Below are 18518 nucleotides of genomic sequence, written 5' to 3' on the forward strand. Positions count from 1 at the left end.
GGTAATTATCACAGGTAAGGATGGGTCATTCTTTGGATTACGAGTGCGAGGGTTTTGTAAGAAATTTTAGACTCTTAAATCTGACTGCACGGCTCTCGAAAGTATACGACGCTTTTAAATCAAGGGACATATGCTCACTGCAATTCTTGATGGAATAAGGAAAAATTATACTAAAGCCACTTTTTACACTTATAGACAGATCGTTGTTAATAAGAAAAAAGGGGGCAAAAGAATAATAAGTATTCCAGGTCTACTCCTTCGGAAATCACAACGGTCGCTTCTTCCGTTTTTCCAACAACTGCGCACACACAGTTGTGCCCATGGCTTTGTCGTTGGAAAAAGCATAATCACTCATGCAAGTTTACATCTTGCAAAAGAATCAATCCTCACTCTCGATATTCAAGATTTTTTCGGAAGCATCACATCTGAACACTTAGAGAAAATTTTTCGTTCTCATGGTGTTCAAAAAAGCGAAGACTTAGAACTATTAATAAAGTTGACGACAATTAATGGGAAGCTCCCTCAGGGAGCCCCTACCAGCCCTATACTGTCAAATGCAGTCGTATTTGAAATGGATTTCGAACTTAACGAATGGGCAACTAAGAACAATTTAATTTATAGCAGATACGCTGATGATATGGTTTTTTCGTCAGAGACCAGGACTATTGAAAAAACATGTATTGATGAAGTATCTCAGATCACTCAGAAATTTGGATTTAAATTAAATAATTCAAAATCCAGGATTATGCCTCGAGGCAAAAGGCAAGTGGTCACGGGTTTAGTTGTTAACACAAAGTTGAATGTTAAGAGGGAGTATTTGCGAAATACAAGTGCCATTCTCCATAATATCTCAAATAACCCATTCAGCGCATTAAGTCAGGTCTCAAGGGGATCGGTTTTTGCGACATATCAGAGTTATGAAAAGGAATACTTAAGTAGAAATTTGTCTTTGAGTTCTTTTCATTATTTGATCCGGAACCAAAAACAACAACAAAAATTAATAAATCCAACCAAAATCAGGCTACACCGAAAAAGTCACTTTTCAAACTACCCCATATTCCGTTTGCTTCTTTTACTTCAAGGAGTTAACGGGAGGATTTCTTTTATTTCTTCGGTTATTGGTGAAAATCAAATATCTGTACAAAAACTACGGAACCAATTTAAAGAAATTGAAAAAGAGCTGTTTGGTAATTACTCAATCAACTGGTCAACGAATACAACGCGTCTTTATAAAATTATTCTGAGAGAATGTCCACAACTTCGTACTCGAATAAAAGGATAGAAAATACATTATCTGGGTTGTTGTATTTTACATTCCAATGACCCGTTTGGTTGTGGTTTGGGGACATTCCAATTCTCAAATTTCATGACATTTTTTTGAGTTGGCACCGAGCGCGTCTGTTTGCATTGAGGAAAGTTTGTGCAACCAAGAAATATCGAATTATCTTTATTGTTTATCCGTGTTACAAGTATCCCATTACAATCTGGTGAAGGGCAGGACTGATAATTGACATAGATTCCTTGCATTTCCTCTATGAATGGTGACAGATTATTCACAGTATAAAGAACATATACTATATTTTTGGTTCGAGTAAGCGCTACATAAAATAGTCGTCTTTCTTCGGCGTTCATGATTTCATCGTTTTGTGCTAACACAAGATTCAGAACCGGATCATCCTCTTTTGAGCAAGGGAAGGTATTCCCGTTCACATTCCAAAGAATTGTGAAATCAGCTTCTGCACCTTTTGCCGCATGCACAGTCCTGTACGCAATATCATATTTATGATATTTCCTAAAAACAGGTTGTATAAAATGCTGAATATCTGTTTTGAATCTGCCGAGGATTAATATTGAAGTCTTGTTGTCACCCCTCGTTTTGTGTATTTCATCTAGGATATAATTCAGGGGATCATTAACTGGCAAAGAAGAACCAGGTTTGGAATAAAAATAGTCCGGATAAACTGACACAAGCTTTATTGAACCATTTATCTGCGTCTTTGTGGATGTAATTTTTTTCTTGATCTGAGACGGATTTTTCATTACAAAATTTGAGGAAGCATCAGCAATTTCCTGCGAGAACCTGAATGTAGTTTCGAGTCTGGTTATCTCTGCTTTACCGAAATAGTTCTCAAAGTTAGTCATCATGCTAACATCCACACCAGCGAATCGGTATATTGATTGCCAATCATCTCCGACGCCGAATAATTTAATGCTTGGATTGTTTTGTAGAATTGCCTTGATAAGTCTCATTTGTCCAACGGAAAGATCCTGAAACTCATCAATAAGTATATAATCAATTGCTAAGTCGGGTTTTTCCTCAATGATAAAGTCGGTGGCTTTATTCACCATATCGGAAAAATCAATCAGATTATTGATCCGTAAATATTCTTCATATCCTATCAACAGGGGTTCTATCAGGTTGACAAATACCTCATATCTTCTTCCCAATTTATTCTTTGAGATCTTTTCGCGTAAATCGTCTACTGAAAGGGAACATGACCTGATTAGAGTAATAAAAGTTGATATGAGGGTTATCATATTCTTGAAAGAACTTGACTCTTTCAATCTAATGTAAACTTCTTCCGGATTCTTCAGCTTGATACCATACCTTGATAAACTTTTTCCAAGTTCCTTAAGAAGAGTACCATCCTTTACTTGAAAAGAAAATGTCTGAATTAGTAAGGTACCATTTGCTTTATGAAGTTTTAGTTTCCAATTCCTTTGTTCGTTATACAGTTGACTCGCCGATTTTCGTCCCTGTCCTGAAAAAAATGGGGGTACATCCCCACGCTCATTAATTAAAGCGAAATGCTCAATCCAGATGCCATAATCTTTTAGATAAAAATCAGGTTTGTAATTCTCATACTGGGTACGGTCATTGGTGGTGTAACACTTCTCATACTCGTATTTCACACCATTCAAATAGAGAAAATTAGCAATGATAATTTCCTCATTACTACGGTAAATTTTGCCGTCAAGGGCTAATTCTTTTTGAGTTGCTCGAATTTGCTCAGATTCTTTTCTGTATTCGTCAGTTGTTTTTGGAAACGGAAGGTGCACCATCAGGAACTCAACAAATTCTCCCTGATAATTCAGATCACTAACATTTTTATTGATCTCGGTTTCGAAGAACTTTCCGAATTGTGAAGAATCTTTTTGTTCAGGGGCCATTTCGGAAACTTTGGAAATATTTCCTGCTAATTCCCGAATGACATTTAGTCCAAATGAACTTATAGTCCTGACTGCTATCTCTTTTCCAGTTATCGCTTTTAAACGCTGTCTCATTTCATCAACAGCGACCTTGGTAAAAGAAAGTGCAAGAATTCTAGAAGGGTTAACCCCCAACCTCTCTGTCAAATAAACAATTTTTGCAACAAGGGTACTTGTTTTTCCAGTACCAGCCCCCGCGACCACCAAGTGTCTGAACTCATCAATAATCACAGCCTCGCACTGCTTCTCTGTGAGAGGAAGACCGTTAACTCTTTGAAAAAGAGCGGTGCATAATTCGGTTTCGTTTTGGATGAAAGTCCTATTAAAAACACTTCGAGTTTGATCCAAGGCAGCAAATTCATTCTTGTATCTATCTATCAGGTCAATATTTATTCTTTTGACAGGAAATATCTTGAGGATAGGCGGCGTCCAAGGCGGGTCGATTGATTTAGCTTTGAGTTCAATTAAAGTACGAAAAGTCCAGTACCTAAGCCCCTGAGTTATCTTTTCTAATTCCGAAAAAAAACCTCTTATCGGAGCAATACTTTTGCTTGTCTTTTTAGAGAAATAGAACCAAACTCCAATGTACAATATTGACAAAATGAGTGCGGAAATGTAAAAGATCATTTAAAGTAGCCAACTAAAATAGATATTTTAAAGAATTGTAAATTTTATATATAATTTAAGCAATTCGATCAAAATGTCAAAAATCTTGTCATAACCCGTGAGGTCGAACTGGAATTTTTCAATTTTATTTTATTTCAGTCTCAAATTTTTTCCTGTTTTCTCGGATTTCCTAATTCTGGAACTCTGTCGGTTTATTTACATTACCATTTTTGCTTCAAAAGCCTTATATTCTACACTAAAAGAATAGATTTTTTATTCCTCGTTTTAGAACAATTGCATGACCCTATGAAAAGAAAACCGATAATATTATTGATGTGCCTTTTACTTTTCTTCGCCGGGTGTGAAGAGGAGCCACCGGTACTTCCGGGTTTGAAATTCAGCAGTCTTACTGTTGTTTCACAACCTCCGGGCGCTGTTGTCTTCTTCAACAATAAAAATACGGGGAAAACCACACCAACCGTACTTGAGGGGCTCGAACCGGGATTCTATAAAATTGATCTGAAATTGAGCAAATATGTTGACACCACTTTCTACACACTCGTAGCCCGTGACCAGCAGGACACAATGGCATTGGAAATGAAGGAAAATCCCGCTGACTGGTGGCAAAACTGGAACTCCTCCAATTCACCACTGCCGATGAATACGATCAATAAAATTCTGATCGATTATCAGGACAACAAGTGGCTCGCTACCAACGGGAAGGGACTTGTGAAGTATGACGGTCAAGCATGGACCATTTTTGACCGCTCCAATTCAGGGATACCCGACAATTACATTCTCGATTTTGTAATTGAGAAGCAAAACAGAATCTGGGTTGCCACAACTGAAGGTTTTGGCAGATATGACAACGGTGTTTGGACAGTTTTTAACAAAGCGAACAGCAACCTTCCCGATAACTACATCAACTCGATAGATATCGATATTTACGGAAATGTCTGGCTTGGCACCTATTCTGCCGGTTTGGTGAAGTTTGACGGAGTCTCATTCAAGGTTTATAATTCAGGCAACAGCGGACTTCCAACAAACAGAATTAATGCCGTAAAATCAGACGGCACCGGTAATGTTTTCATTGGAACACACGGCGAAGGTATTGCCCTGTTATCTCAGGCTACAGGCAACTGGACAATCTACAATACAGTTACCTCAAACATTCCCGGTCAGTATGTTAACAGGATTGTCATCGACCAAAAGGGTGATCTTTGGATCGGGTACATTGGGACCGTTTCTCCCGTTGGTGTCTCAGCCTTCAACGGCAAGTATTTCACAAATTACACTCCGGGAAATTCAGGATTTAACGGTTCCATAGTCTCCGGAATTGCAGTATCCAATCTCGGAAATGTATGGGTCTCCACCGCCGATGCAGGAGTTTTCTTCCTCACTCACGGTAAATTCAAACGATACACCACCGCAAACTCGGGAATAAAAGACAATTCCGCCCTCTCCATAGCTATCGACAGAAATGAAAACAAGTGGATTGGAGCAGGAGGATTGAATTTTTATGTGGGAGGGAAAGAGTAGGTTTTAGTTATGAGTTTTGAATTATGAGTTATGAGTTTTTAGGTATTAGCTATTAGCTATGATCTATGAGCTATTAGCTGAGTTGAAATAGTTCTTGTGGCGACATATGTGTAGAGACCCGGTGACAAATCTTCAGAGAGCCCTTGCGGCGACATATGGGTAGAATCCTGCCGACCTGTTCACAGAGAGCCCTTGCGGCGACATGTGGGTAGAAACCTGCCGACCCGTTCGAAGAGAGCCCTTGTGGCGACATATGTGTAGAGATTCGCAACCAATCCCAAAACTATAAAAAAACGACTTAGCGGTGTTTTTTGTTCAAAAGAATAATCCTTACCTCAATCAGAGTCTCCCCTTCGAAATTAACTCCATCTTTTCAGGAGAAATTTACTTTGCTTCAAAAAACATTTTCTATCCATATGTCGCCCTAAAGGGCTTTCCTGGGGTTTGTCATTAGATTCTATCCATATGTCGCCCCTAAAGGGCTTTCTTGTGGTTTGTCGCCGGATTCTATCCATATGTCGCCCTAAAGGGCCATCTTGGGGTTGGTCGCTCTATTCTATCCATATGCCACCCCTGCGGGGTTGTGATTAACTAATAACTGATAATTCATAAATCATAACTGGCATTCTATCCATATGTCGCCCAGAGGGCTTTCTTGGGGTTTTGACGCCGAATTCTATCCATATTTCGCCCTAAAGGGCTGGGAAATTGGTCATATTTGACGGTATGAAAATAGAAAAGGCCGCCTCTTTTGAGACAGCCTTTTAATATTTTCAGTATTCACTACTGACTTTCGTCAAAAACTCATAACTAATAAGTCATAAGTAATAACTTGATCTTAGCTCTGCTCTTTCACAACAAAGACTTTGATCTTTGCGGTTACGGATGAGTGAAGTTTCACGGGTACATCGTAGATGCCGAGAGCTTTGATAGGTTCGTGGAGTTCGATAGATCTTTTGTCGAGGTCGAATCCTTTTTCTTTCAAACCGTCAGCAATCATCTGTGAAGTAACGGATCCAAAGAGTTTGTCTTCTTCGCCGGCTTGAACGGTGAGTTCAATTTTCACATTTTCGATGGCAGTAGCGAGCTGGGTGGCTGCGGCCACTTCTTTTTCTCTTCTCTTAACGATAAGTTTTTTCTCATCTTCAATAGCTCTAAGGTTGCCTTTGAGGGCAGCATAGGCATATTTTTTTGGGATGAGGTAGTTGAGAGCGTAGCCTTCGTTTACATCGATGGTATCGCCAACCTTTCCAAGAGAATCGATATTTTGTCTTAATATTACTTTCATGATCACTTCTCCTGTTGGTTATTTCAAAGAATCAGCGACATAAGGCAGAATCGCCATGTGTCTTGCTCTTTTGATAGCAGTTGTTAATTGGCGGTGATATTTAGCGCAGGTTCCGGTGATTCGCTTAGGGATAATTTTTCCCTGTTCGGTAACGAATTTCTGGAGGAGTTTTACATCTTTGTAATCGATGTATTTGATGCCCATCTGAGTAAATCTGCAGACTTTATTGGGCTTCAACATACGCATTTTGTTTCTGTTGTTGCTAAAGTTATTGTTGTTGTTATGTATCATAATTACTCTTTAATAAGTTTAGATTCTTCTTCAGTAAGGAACTTGTCGAAAGAATCGGATGTGTAACCGGCAGAATCGTCGTCATAATCAGAAATAGCTTCTTCATAGACCTCTTCACCGGTCGGTTTAAATCGTTTATTAAGGAATTGAATCCGTCTTGCTTTGATTTCAACGATACTGCGGCTGCTGCCATCTTCACCTCTCCAGGTTCGTGATTGCAGTTCGCCATCGACGAGTACGGCTGAACCCTTTCTTACACGCTCACGGCAACTTTCAGCCAGTTTGTTCCAAGCAACAATTCCAACAAAACAGACATCTTCCTGCCACTGGCTTCCGGAATCCTTAAATTTTCTGTTGGATGCGATGGTAAAATTGACTACAGGTGTACCATTGGTAGTGTGCCTGTAAACAGGGTCTTTTGTCAAATTACCGGCAATAACCACATAGTTAATTTCCGGCATCTTCAACTCAGCCATAATTGATCTCCTCTGTTCATATCTACTTCGACTGTTCGTCGGTATCGTCTGTCTTCTCTGCTACAACTTCTTCTGCTGCTTCAATAACGGGAGTTTCGACGACTTTTTCAGCCACCGGCTCCTCTACAACCGCAACGGGTTCAGCTTCAACTTCGACCTCGGCTTCATCAGCTTCGGTTTCAATTACATCTGCTTCATCATCAGCCACCACTTCAAATTCGACTGCTTCAAGTTCAGCAGCTTCAGCTTCGGTTTTCTTGTTGGCAAAATATTCGAGAGCCTCTTTTTCGAGTCTGATGGTAAGGAACCTTACAACAGCCTCATCGATTTTAAGAAGTCTTTCGAATTCTGCGATGAGATCCACGGGTGCTTCGAACCTGTAGATAACATAGTAGCCAATTCTGTTTTTGTTGATAGTGTAAGCAAGTCTTTTCCTGCCCCACTTTTCAGTTTCCGATATAACGCCACCACCATCGGTGATTATACCGCTGATCTTCACCAATTCGGCTTCGATCTGTTCGTCATCCAGAGCCGCATTAATAATAACGGCTGTTTCATAGTGATTTCTTCTCAAGAATCCTCCCTATGGGCAATGACCCGGTTTTGGGAAACCGGGTAGGGTTAATAAATAAATGAACAATAAAAAAATTATTTGATTACTTTAATCAATGGTGCGATAACCAAAGCCACAACCGACATCAATTTGATGAGGATGTTGAGTGATGGACCGGAGGTATCCTTGAATGGATCACCCACAGTGTCACCAACAACAGCGGCTTTATGCGGTTCAGAACCTTTGTAATACATTTGTCCGTTGTATTCAACGCCTTCTTCAAACATTTTCTTTGCGTTATCCCAGGCACCACCGGCGTTTGACTGAAAGATAGCCATCAAAACGCCAGTTACCGTTACACCTGCGAGCAGGCCGCCGAGCATTTCGGGACCACCGAGGAATCCGGTAAGTACAGGTACAATAACAGCGAGCAAGCTTGGAAGTACCATCTGTTTGATGGCAGAAGCTGTTGAAATCTCAACGCATTTTCCGTACTCTGCCTTACCCTCTGCTGAATCAAAAGTATCCTGGTCAGCTTTTGACCATGTGTCTCTCTCTTTTCCGTCGTTTTTACGCATCACATTTAGTGCTGCTTTCAACTCGGGAATTGAAGCAAACTGTCTTCTTACCTCTTCGATCATTGACATGGCAGCTTTACCAACCGCCATCATAGCCATAGCCGAAAAGAGGAACGGAACAGCGCCACCGAGGAACAGGCCCGCGATTACTTTCGCTTTCGAAATATCAATTACCTTCAAATCTGCAGCGGTCATAAAAGCACCAAACAAAGCCAGTGCTGTTAGTGCGGCAGAACCTATCGCAAAACCTTTACCGATTGCAGCAGTGGTGTTACCGACTGCATCAAGTTTATCTGTTCTTTCCCTTACTTCCTTTGGCAGATCAGCCATTTGAGCGATACCGCCTGCGTTATCGGAAATTGGTCCGTAAGCATCAACTGCGAGCTGAATTCCAAGATTGGAGAGCATACCCACAGCAGAAATTGCGATACCATAAAGGCCCGCGAGTTCGAAAGAAACCACAATAGCAAAAGCTATGATGATAATCGGGATTGCTGTTGACATCATACCGGTACTAAGTCCGGCGATAATGTTGGTTGCAGTTCCTGTCATTGACTGACGGACGATGTTCATAACGGGACCTTTTCCGGTACCTGTGTAGTATTCGGTTACAAGTCCGATCAGGAGACCGGAAACAAGACCGATTACAGTAGCTATGAAAACGCCGTTGGCAGTATATTCCCTTACCTGACCATAAAGGGGATCGTCATACGACCATGAGCCCGGCAGCATATACTGAATCAGGAACCAAAGACCGATTATTGTAAAGAACGAAGATAAAAATTCACCCGTGTTAAGAGCTTTTTGAGGATTTCCACCCTCTTTTACCTTAACAAAATAGGTGCCAATGATTGACATTACAATTCCGAGCGCGGCAATTGCGAGAGGCAAAAGCACAGCACCAAGTCCCCCAAAATGTTCAGAAAAAGTCTGAACCGGGATAAAAGCGGCGCCGAGAACCATGGTTCCCACTATAGCACCGACATAGCTTTCAAAAAGATCTGCACCCATACCGGCAACATCACCGACATTATCGCCGACATTGTCAGCAATGGTTGCGGGGTTAAGCGGATGATCTTCAGGAATACCTGCTTCCACTTTTCCGACAAGGTCAGCACCGACATCGGCTGCTTTAGTATAGATTCCACCGCCGACTCTTGCGAAAAGGGCAATCGAAGAGGCGCCGAACGAAAATCCTGTAATAACTGTGATTACTTTACTTACAGCATTTGCAAGTTGTGCTTTATCAGCAAAAACTTCCTGCGGTAGCCATAATTGCGAGTAGATGGCTAAAAGCAAGCCAAGACCCAAAACACCAAGACCCACAACGCCGAGACCCATAACCGAGCCACCGGTGAATGCGATGTTAAGTGCTGCACCGAGGCTTTTCCGCGCTGCATTTGTTGTTCTTACATTTGCTTTTGTAGCGGCTCTCATGCCAATAAAGCCTGCAAGTGCTGAACAAAACGCTCCCAAAACAAAAGAAACAGCAACCAATGGATGCGAATCTTCTTTCATGTTAGCGGTTACAGCCAGCAGGACAGCTACAATAGCAACAAAAATTGCCAGTACTCTGTACTCCGCCTTCAGGAAAGCCATCGCACCCTCTGCTATGTATCCTGAAATGCGCTTCATCTTTTCAGTGCCCACTTCCTGTTTGGATATCCAGTTTGCTTTCATATAGGTGAAGAGCAGACTTAGAATACCAAAGAGGGGCAAAATATAGATGATATATTTTTCCATTTAATCTCCCGGATTAATTATTCGCCGTTTGTTTTTTTATTTATCGTTTTACTGTTGGCATCGAGAAGCCCTTTTACTCCCGAAGCAACGAAACTGTTCATTAACACAAAACAACTTTCCATGATGCCTGACAGCAGTTCTTCCTCCTCTTTGGTAAAAGGCTCAAGAACGAAGTCTGCCATTTCACCGGGGCGGAAGGAGTTACCGATACCGATCCGGATTCGCGGGAAGTTGTCGTCTTCGATGGCATAAATAATTGAGCTGATGCCATTATGACCACCATCGCCGCCATTTTTTTTGACTTTGAAGGTGCCGGGCATCAGATTGATCTCATCATGGATAACAAGCAGGTCCTCAGGTGAGGCGCCATACTCGTCGAGTACATTTTTAACGGCGTTACCGCTTAAATTTACATAAGTAACAGGCTTAACCAGCAAGAAGGGGTTCCCGTTTATGGAGCCCCGTGCCTGGTAATAATCATGTTTAGAGGGAGAAAACTTTAAAGAATGCAAAGTTGCGAACGAGTCAAGAAAGATAAAACCCGCGTTATGCCGGGTTTTCTCATATCTTTTGCCGGGATTCCCCAGCCCAACAATGATCTTCAAAGTTATTCGTCGTCTTTATCCTTGCCTCTCGAGATAACCTCGGGCTCTTTCATTTCTTCTTCAGTCTCGACAGGGATTTCAACACCGCGAGGAATTGTAATGGTGCAAAGCACTGTTTCAGCAGGGTGAAGAATGGTAATATTTTCCACATTCAATTTGCCGACATTAAAGCTGTGTCCAAGTTTCAATGGTGAAATGTCCACAGTAAATGCGTTTGGCAGATCTTTTGGCAAGCACTGAATGGTAAGCTTGTGAAGATTGATCTGGAGCTGACCGCCCTGGATGACGCCGATGGAGTTTCCTTCATATTTAACAGGAACATCAATAGTAACTTTTTCACCTTTGGTGAGACCGTACATGTCGAAGTGGATAATTCTGTCGGTTACAGGGTCAACCTGCACATCTTTAAGCACGCACTGCTGAGTTTCTTTCCCTTCAATCTCGAGATTGATAAGGTAGCTTTTAGAAGTGAAGTAGATTTGTTTTATGGAATTTTCAAGTGCTTCTATTGCAACAGGCTCTGTCTTGTTAGCGTAGAAGATGCCCGGTACTTTAGCTTGGCTCTTTAATTGATTCCTTCCTGATTTTCCGAAAAGTGTCCTTACAGACGCGTTTACAACCTTTGTTTCCATTTGTTTCTCCGTTAAGGCAACTATCCTTTATCCTTGTCGAATAAAGAACTGATTGACTCGTGTTTGTTGATTCTTAATATAGCCTCACCAAAAATGGCTGAAGCGCTAAGTACCTGAATTTTGTTTCCTAATTTTTCGATTTTGTCCTCTCCGAGTGGGATAGTATCGAGGACAAATATTTTTTCAATATCTGATTCCAGAATTCTGTCACATGCCGGACCTGAAAGTACGGGATGTGTAACAGAGGCATAAATTTTGTTGGCACCTCTTTTTTTGAGAGATTCAACAGTTCCCTTGAATGTTCCTGCGGTATCGATGAGATCATCGACAATGAGGACATCCTTCCCTTCGACATCACCGATAATATGTGCTATCTCGGCGACATTCTGGGTGGGGCGTCGTTTATCGCTCACCACAAGAGATGCATCAAGCTTGTTGGCATAGGCTCTTGCCATTTTTATTCCACCTACATCGGGTGAAATAACAGCAAGATTACTGCTGAGATGCTTAAGCTCGTTATAAAATACAATTGAACCATAAAGGTGATCGAAGGGGATATCAAAGAATCCCTGGATCTGAGGGGTATGCAAATCCATTGTGATCACACGGTCGGCACCTGCAGAAGTAATCAGGTTAGCTACAAGTTTGGCAGTAATTGCCACCCTTGGCTGATCTTTTCTGTCTTGCCGGGCATATCCAAAATATGGAATTATAGCCGTGATCCGCTTAGCGGAAGCCCTTTTGGCTGCATCAAGCATTATGAGCAGCTCCATCAAATTTTCAGCAGGGGGGTTGGTTGACTGGACGAGGTAAACATCGCTTCCGCGAACATTTTCACCGTATTTCACCCAGATCTCGCCATCGCTGAACTTTTTGATCTCTAATGCCCCAAGTCGTTTATCGACATCCAAACGCCTGCCCATATAGTTTACAATTTTTTCGGCAAGCGGACGATTTGATCTTCCTGAGAAGACCTTAATTTCGGAATCCATGGTGTTCCAAAAATTTAAAGAAATATAGCTTACAAATATAGGGAATGGCGATCAGGAAATCAAGAAAAATTATTAATGATTAAAATGAGCCTCTTACCGTTCAATTGGAGGTGGAAATTTTTATTTTTGGGATGGGTTTTCCGCCGCAATATTTGGTAAAAATGCCGGTAAGTTGTCTCTCCACTTCCTCGGGAGTAGAATCGGGAGTCTTGTAGGGGATGTAACCGTGTTTCAGCCGATAGTAGCGGGAAAATATTCTAAACCAAAGCATAAAGGAGAAATTATTTTTTCTGATGGAGCTTTTGGAGAGGTCCTGGTCTTGATCACCGATCAGCAGGTCGCTGCCAAAAATATCCGCAAACCACCAAAAAGGGGTGTGAGCTGAAAGTTTGGTTATTCTGGTTGTAAGGTCAACATGCTCCCAAGCGTTGTAATACCACTCGTCGATCAATCCGGTTTGCTCGAGAATTTCCCTTGTGAAGTAGGAAAAAGCTCCCGGAATATGTTCATTCAGAATCACGAGAGGTTCCCCGTCATAGGTTGCCAAACCTCTTGTCTTTGGTGAGCCGTCCTTATTTTTGTTGAGGGGACCGTGATAAGCGTAGTTGAAGTGCTGAATGCCCGTTTTTTTTGAAATGGAAATGTATTTTTCGAAAACGGAGGGGTCTTTTATCAGGATGTCATCTTCGAGTATAAATATGTGTTTGCATCCCTTTTCAAGCAGGTATCTCATTGCATCGTTTTTAGATTTGCCAACACCCTTGTTTTTTTTGTGCTGAATTATTTCAGCTTTTCTTCCGCTGTATGCTTCGGCAGGATATGATGCTCCATCATTCACGACCACAAGCTCATCACAAGCGGGGATGGATACAAACAAATTCCGGAAAAACTCCTGTCGCTGGTAAGTAACGATACCGACGCCAATCTTTTCGATCATATTACCCCCTTCGCAGTGAGATGTTTCTCATAATTTTGGATATAGACAGCTTTTGGGAATTTTTTGAATCGGGATATAATTTTTTTCACAGTCTTGTAATCACCTTCTCTTTCGGCTGACACTGCAATTATCCAGTAGATGGTCTCGTAATTGATCACAGGCTCTGCTGATATTTTCCAGAACAGGGCTGAAATTCTCACAGGGAGAGAACGAAAAAGCCGCATTAAATTTGTCACACCGGAATCTGAGTCGATAACACCATTATCAAGAAAGTGATTAATCAGCTCCAGCTTTATCTTAAATGCTTCGTGTATGGTTTTGTCAAGATTCTGGTATTCTTTGTTTTCATCCGCTGGTGATCTGAAATAGACACCGAGATTGGAATTTATCTTCCTGATTTCGTACACTTTACTTACATCAGCAACGAACTTGTAGTCGCCTGTTACTTCAAAAGAGCCATCAAAATGAATTTTATGGAAGGTGTGAACTTCCCGCCGCCAGAGTGACTGGGGTCCGCACATGTAGCCGTTTAACAACCTGAGTGGGGAATACATGTCGGTGATGTGGATTGTTCTTTCATTCCGGGATGCCTCATCGAACGATTCATTTTCAACGGGGGAGACAAAATAGTCACCGTAGACAAGACCTGTTTTTTCATCCTTTTCGATTTCGGCGACAAGTTTTTCGAGAGCGAACGGAGCCAAACGGTCGTCAACATTTGCGTTGGTTATGTACCTGCCTGACGACATTTCAATACCCCTGTTCCAGGATGTGTACATCGATTCGGTTTCCGGAGTTCGAAGGTATTTAATATTGTCGTTCCCGGGGAGATATTCATCGATTATCTTTTTTTCATTTTGGGGAGAGTTGCTGTCGACAATTATAATCTCAACTTCCTTGCCGAGGGTCTGGGCGAGAAGGTCTTCGATTCTGCCTCTGATAAATTTTTCACCTTTGAAGAGTGAGATTACAGCGGATACTGTGTATTTATGTTTTGCCAAAATTAACCTTGTTTTGCCGGTTTTAACAGGTTTGATAAAATTTCAATGAGACTTTTGAGGTTTGAACCGAAAAGTATCAGCCATGCGGCAGTCAGCCCGAAAGCAATATAAAATGGATTTAACTCCAGATTGTAAAGAGCAATGAAAGCCGCACATATTATCCCGAACTGGGCGATCAGTTTAATTCCTCCCGCATCAAGAAGATATCGGAGTCGGGAGTAATCGACCGTATGTTTTATCCACGAAAGCATGAAGAAATTTCCGAGAATTATTGTCAGCGCATATCCGGCGATTCCCGTGTAGGAACCCGTTATTTTAATGCCAAAATAGAGGAAAACCGCCACTCCGATCAGGTTAATCAACTGAATAAGTGCAAGGAATTTCGCTTTCCCCGTTCCCATTAACATCGAATAATAAGAATAGCCAAAGAGATTTACCGACTCAACAAGTGTGAGTAGAAGGAAAATGTTGTATGAGAGGGGTGAAGAATAGAAATAGATAAAAATGGCAGCAAAAAGGGGAGAAGCCGCCATGAAGACGAGACCGCCGTACAGAATTCCTTTTTTGGAGAGGGAAAGAACTTCGTTGAGGAGGAACCCCTTTTCCTCTTCTTTTTCGATTCTCGCCGCTTTTGGGTAGATGGTTCTGAAAGCTGCAAAGAAAAGTCCCGATGATGCCTGCGAGAACCGTTTCGCTATGTCATAATATCCTACAAAGGAGACATTCAGTCCGCTGCCAATAATATATTTCAGGACGGGGTCGACGGCAGTTCCCAAAATTGTAGCACCCTGAACTCCAATACTGAAACTGAAAAGCCCTTTGAAAATGTCAAAATTGAAGTTTGTCGGTTTGAATCCGGGGAGCATCTTTGATGTTCTGCTGAAAGTTGCAAGAAGTAAGAGCTGAATTGTAGCTGCTGCCAGCATCAGGGCTGCAAGTCCCGCAATATCCAGAGCAAAAAGCCACGAAAAAAATGCAGCCAGAAGAGTAAGCAGGCTGTAGCTTATCGCTATTTTGCTGTAGAATATGAATTTTCCCAGTCCCTCATAAACAGATCTGAAGAAGGTGGAAATATAGTTGACATAGAAAAAGATACCGAGAAGGAGGTTGGTATTCGTCGCAGAAAGTTTAATTGAGCCGTTGATGAGAGAAGGATTTTCTATGTAGTAATAATTACCAATAAGAAAACCTATGGAGAGAATTACAAATCCGAAGAGGAAAAAGAACACAAAACCGGTGGAAGTCACTTTGCCGAGAATATCGGGATTGTCTCTTTCTTTTGATACTGCTCTGATCAGCGCGAGTCCGAAGCCGAGATCGACAACATTACTCAGTCCCCAGATGGAGGAGATCAGCACCCAGACTCCGAAAATATCGCTTCCAAAGTTCATAAGATTGAATTTGAGCGACACCAGTGAAGCGATCATTGTGAAGATGTAATGAGCGGCAAGCCAGAGGTTGTCCCGTTTTTCACTCATTGTTGTGATGCTTCCCGTTCCCTTTTGTTGATATTATTTATTGCAGAGATTACTCCGAGAACAGTTCCCCACATCACAATTCCCCTTCCCCAAAACCAGGCATCTGTGAACATCAGGGAAGTCATTATGTAAATCAGCACCCAAAACGCAATAAATGCGTGGAGGAACTGCGGGGTATTTTCCGCTTCAATGTAAACTCTTCTCGATTTCCGAAACAGCACCGTGAGAAAGATCAGGAGTCCGGTAAATCCGAAGATACCCGTTTCAACCAGCATTGAATAAAATCCCTGATGGAGTGTGAGTCCGGAAACAAACTTTTTATAAATATTGTCGGGGAGTTCGTTGTAAAACTTTGAGGAATAGGCAAAAGAATACATGCCGATGCCAAAAACAGGGTTGTCTTTGAAGCCGTTGTACCCGGTACTCCAGATAAAGTAACGGGTAACGAGGGAATTGTTTACATCAGCCACTTCAAGACTTTCTGCTGAGAGTTTCTGCTTCTCTTCAATCCGGAAAAATGTTGTTCCGTAGAAACTGATAAGGAGTCCCCCCGAGAGAGCAACAAAAAGGAGTGCAACGGTACCGTAGCGGAGGATTTTTGTTCTGTCCATCTGCAGGAACCGGGCTTTAACCGCCACATGGATGAAAGAGATCATCATAACAAAAGCAACATTTATCCAGACATTTCTCGTCTTGTTGAATATCATTGCAAGTATGAGAAGAGCAAACAGGGCACCATATCCTGCTTTTGTTTTTCCTTTTGCATGGAGCAGCAGAATAAAAACAATGATAATCGCGATTCCAAGAATATCGACGAACATAATTCCTGCGAAACCAAATGCTCTTCTTCCTGTGGTTATCCCCTGAAAAATTGCATAGACGGAGTTCAAAGCGACCAAGGTGAGGTAGGCTTTTGTGAGGAAATTGATTTTGTCGAGATCTTTCAGAGCCACTGCAAGAAGTGTGAAGAGCAGAACAAATCCGGGCCACATGAACATGTTAAAACCGCCGTTTGTCTTCGCCAGACTGTTGAAAAAGGAGGGGAGCATGAAACTTACGAAAACAACGGTTATGACAAAAAACGGAGTTTTAAGTTCATCGAGGCTGAATCCTTTATTCAGTACAACAAAAACAAGAAGGAGATATGGAATTACAAGGAAAGAGAGGCTGTATAGAAAAACGGGATTAATGTCGATGAAGAGAGAGCCAACAAAAATTACAAGTGCGAGTCTGAAATTCAGAAAACCGAGGAGGAGGAAGGGGAGACCTAGGAGGATCACCTGGGTGGTTCGCTTTTCACCAAAATCACCGAGTAAAAAAGTAAGCGGAAGAACAAGCAGAAGGACAAAACCGGTCAGAAAAAAGTTATTCCTGAGGTCCCGCCCGAATTCCGGTGAAGTGCCTGCTTTAATCTTCTTTTCTCCTGATCGACAAGATATTCCGGAGCACAAATTTTACTTTTGGATCGGACACATTACCCGCAACTTCCTTCATTACAAGACCAAAAGCAATAATACCCGTGGCAAAAAGGGAAATCAAAATGGCATAGACCATCCTCGGGGGATACACTTTTTTATCCGAGGGAACCGCTTTGTCGATTGAGAGAATTACAGGAATTTCCTTTTGCTCATCGAATTTTGCCTGCTCATAAACAGGGAGAAGAAACTCGATCATCTCGGAGTTGATCTTTACATCTCTGTAAAGCCTGAAATACTCAATCGCTTTTGTGGGGAGTGAACCCATCGGAATCAGAACTGACTTCCCGTTCTTTCCGTTTTTGATGTCATTTACTTTTTTCTCGAGGGAGGCAAGTGCATCTTTAAGGTTTTTAACAGAAGGAGTGTTTTCACCCAGCATTTTCTCGGCTGTTTCATATTCAACCTGTTTTCTTGCAAGCTCCATTTCGAGATCTGCAAATGCGGTCACGCTCGCTTTTACCTGCTGCTCAGCTTCAAAGACACCATTTTTTTTCTGGTATTCTTCAAGTCTGTCTTCGGCATCTTTAAGTTCGGCAACCACTTCTTTGTATCTTTTTTCGAGGAAAATTCTGTTGTCCTTGGTTTTCCGGGTATTGATTTCGAGGACTTTTTTGTTCAGAACATCAACTATATAATTTGCTATATCCGCTGCTTTTTTGGGACTTTTATTCCTTACAGCAACTGAAACCGAGAGATCATCGTTGTTTACTACAGTAATATCTTCGATCACCCTTTTGAGCACATCGGCGAAGTACTTCTGGTCATACTCCTTTCGAAGGTCGAATTTATCGATTATTTCAGTAAGAGTCGATCTGCTGTAAACTATTGTGAGATAAAAATCGAGATTTGAAGTGGAACCGCCAAGATTTGAGAGCCCGCCTATCGGCAAGCCTGAGATGTTTTTAAGGAGGGATGACATTCCTCCCGATTTCCCTGACTCGTAGGGGACAACAACGGCTGTGGATTCAAATTTTTCATCGATAAAGTAATAGACTGACAAGTATCCCAGTGCTGCAGTGAGGACTGCAACAAACAAGAGGAGGAATTTTTTCCTGACAAGTACAACCAGGATATCAAGCATTTCAATTTTTCGCTCTTCAGTCATTTCTGT

16 protein-coding genes are annotated in these 18518 nt (G+C 41.7%); 2 read left to right on the plus strand and 14 right to left on the minus strand.

The window, feature by feature from the left end:
- Positions 1 to 130 precede the first annotated feature (130 nt).
- Entirely contained in the window at positions 131 to 1282 is a 1152-nt protein-coding gene (locus J0L60_05230; GenBank protein MBN8545521.1) for an RNA-directed DNA polymerase, read from the plus strand.
- A gap of 8 nt (positions 1283 to 1290) precedes the next feature.
- Here J0L60_05230 and J0L60_05235 read toward each other — a convergent pair whose 3' ends face one another.
- On the minus strand, positions 1291 to 3558 hold the full coding sequence (locus tag J0L60_05235) for a UvrD-helicase domain-containing protein (protein ID MBN8545522.1): 2268 nt from the start codon (positions 3556 to 3558) through the stop codon (positions 1291 to 1293).
- 588 nt (positions 3559 to 4146) lie between these two features.
- Here J0L60_05235 and J0L60_05240 point away from each other — a divergent pair.
- Positions 4147 to 5355, plus strand: a complete 1209-nt coding sequence (locus tag J0L60_05240) for a PEGA domain-containing protein (protein ID MBN8545523.1) — start codon at positions 4147 to 4149, stop codon at positions 5353 to 5355.
- Positions 5356 to 6193: 838 nt separating this feature from the next.
- On the opposite strand, the gene J0L60_05245 is transcribed toward J0L60_05240, so the two are convergent.
- The 13 genes from J0L60_05245 to J0L60_05305 all read right to left on the minus strand — a co-directional run bounded on the left by J0L60_05245 (position 6194) and on the right by J0L60_05305 (position 18512).
- A complete protein-coding gene (locus tag J0L60_05245) occupies positions 6194 to 6643 on the minus strand; it encodes a 50S ribosomal protein L9 (GenBank protein MBN8545524.1) in 450 nt (149 codons plus the stop codon).
- A gap of 18 nt (positions 6644 to 6661) precedes the next feature.
- Positions 6662 to 6889, minus strand: a complete 228-nt coding sequence (locus J0L60_05250; GenBank protein MBN8545525.1) for a 30S ribosomal protein S18 — start codon at positions 6887 to 6889, stop codon at positions 6662 to 6664.
- 47 nt (positions 6890 to 6936) lie between these two features.
- The gene (locus tag J0L60_05255; GenBank protein ID MBN8545526.1) at positions 6937 to 7410 is read right to left on the minus strand and encodes a single-stranded DNA-binding protein; all 474 of its coding nucleotides are present in this window, start codon (positions 7408 to 7410) and stop codon (positions 6937 to 6939) included.
- Positions 7411 to 7432: 22 nt separating this feature from the next.
- A complete protein-coding gene (rpsF, locus tag J0L60_05260; protein MBN8545527.1) occupies positions 7433 to 7984 on the minus strand; it encodes a 30S ribosomal protein S6 in 552 nt (183 codons plus the stop codon).
- Positions 7985 to 8058: 74 nt separating this feature from the next.
- The gene (locus J0L60_05265; protein MBN8545528.1) at positions 8059 to 10284 is read right to left on the minus strand and encodes a sodium-translocating pyrophosphatase; all 2226 of its coding nucleotides are present in this window, start codon (positions 10282 to 10284) and stop codon (positions 8059 to 8061) included.
- A gap of 17 nt (positions 10285 to 10301) precedes the next feature.
- Complete coding sequence (locus tag J0L60_05270; protein MBN8545529.1) at positions 10302 to 10889, minus strand: aminoacyl-tRNA hydrolase; 588 nt, start codon at positions 10887 to 10889, stop codon at positions 10302 to 10304.
- Positions 10890 to 10891: 2 nt separating this feature from the next.
- Positions 10892 to 11521, minus strand: a complete 630-nt coding sequence (locus J0L60_05275) for a 50S ribosomal protein L25 (GenBank protein MBN8545530.1) — start codon at positions 11519 to 11521, stop codon at positions 10892 to 10894.
- Between the two features lie 20 nt (positions 11522 to 11541).
- Positions 11542 to 12513: a ribose-phosphate pyrophosphokinase gene (locus J0L60_05280; protein ID MBN8545531.1), complete on the minus strand. Its 972-nt coding sequence runs from the start codon at positions 12511 to 12513 to the stop codon at positions 11542 to 11544.
- Positions 12514 to 12613: 100 nt separating this feature from the next.
- On the minus strand, positions 12614 to 13450 hold the full coding sequence (locus J0L60_05285; protein MBN8545532.1) for a glycosyltransferase subfamily GT2 protein: 837 nt from the start codon (positions 13448 to 13450) through the stop codon (positions 12614 to 12616).
- Positions 13447 to 14451, minus strand: a complete 1005-nt coding sequence (locus J0L60_05290) for a glycosyltransferase family 2 protein (protein MBN8545533.1) — start codon at positions 14449 to 14451, stop codon at positions 13447 to 13449. Before J0L60_05290 ends, J0L60_05285 begins: the two co-directional genes overlap by 4 nt.
- Positions 14452 to 14453: 2 nt before the next feature.
- The gene (locus J0L60_05295; GenBank protein MBN8545534.1) at positions 14454 to 15929 is read right to left on the minus strand and encodes an oligosaccharide flippase family protein; all 1476 of its coding nucleotides are present in this window, start codon (positions 15927 to 15929) and stop codon (positions 14454 to 14456) included.
- The gene (locus J0L60_05300; protein ID MBN8545535.1) at positions 15926 to 17380 is read right to left on the minus strand and encodes an O-antigen ligase family protein; all 1455 of its coding nucleotides are present in this window, start codon (positions 17378 to 17380) and stop codon (positions 15926 to 15928) included. The genes J0L60_05295 and J0L60_05300 overlap by 4 nt, the downstream gene beginning before the upstream one ends.
- Complete coding sequence (locus tag J0L60_05305) at positions 17337 to 18512, minus strand: hypothetical protein (protein MBN8545536.1); 1176 nt, start codon at positions 18510 to 18512, stop codon at positions 17337 to 17339. The genes J0L60_05300 and J0L60_05305 overlap by 44 nt, the downstream gene beginning before the upstream one ends.
- Positions 18513 to 18518: the final 6 nt, after the last annotated feature.

It is taken from the genome of Ignavibacteria bacterium, from assembly GCA_017302895.1.
Lineage (GTDB): Bacteria > Bacteroidota > Ignavibacteria > Ignavibacteriales > Ignavibacteriaceae > UTCHB3.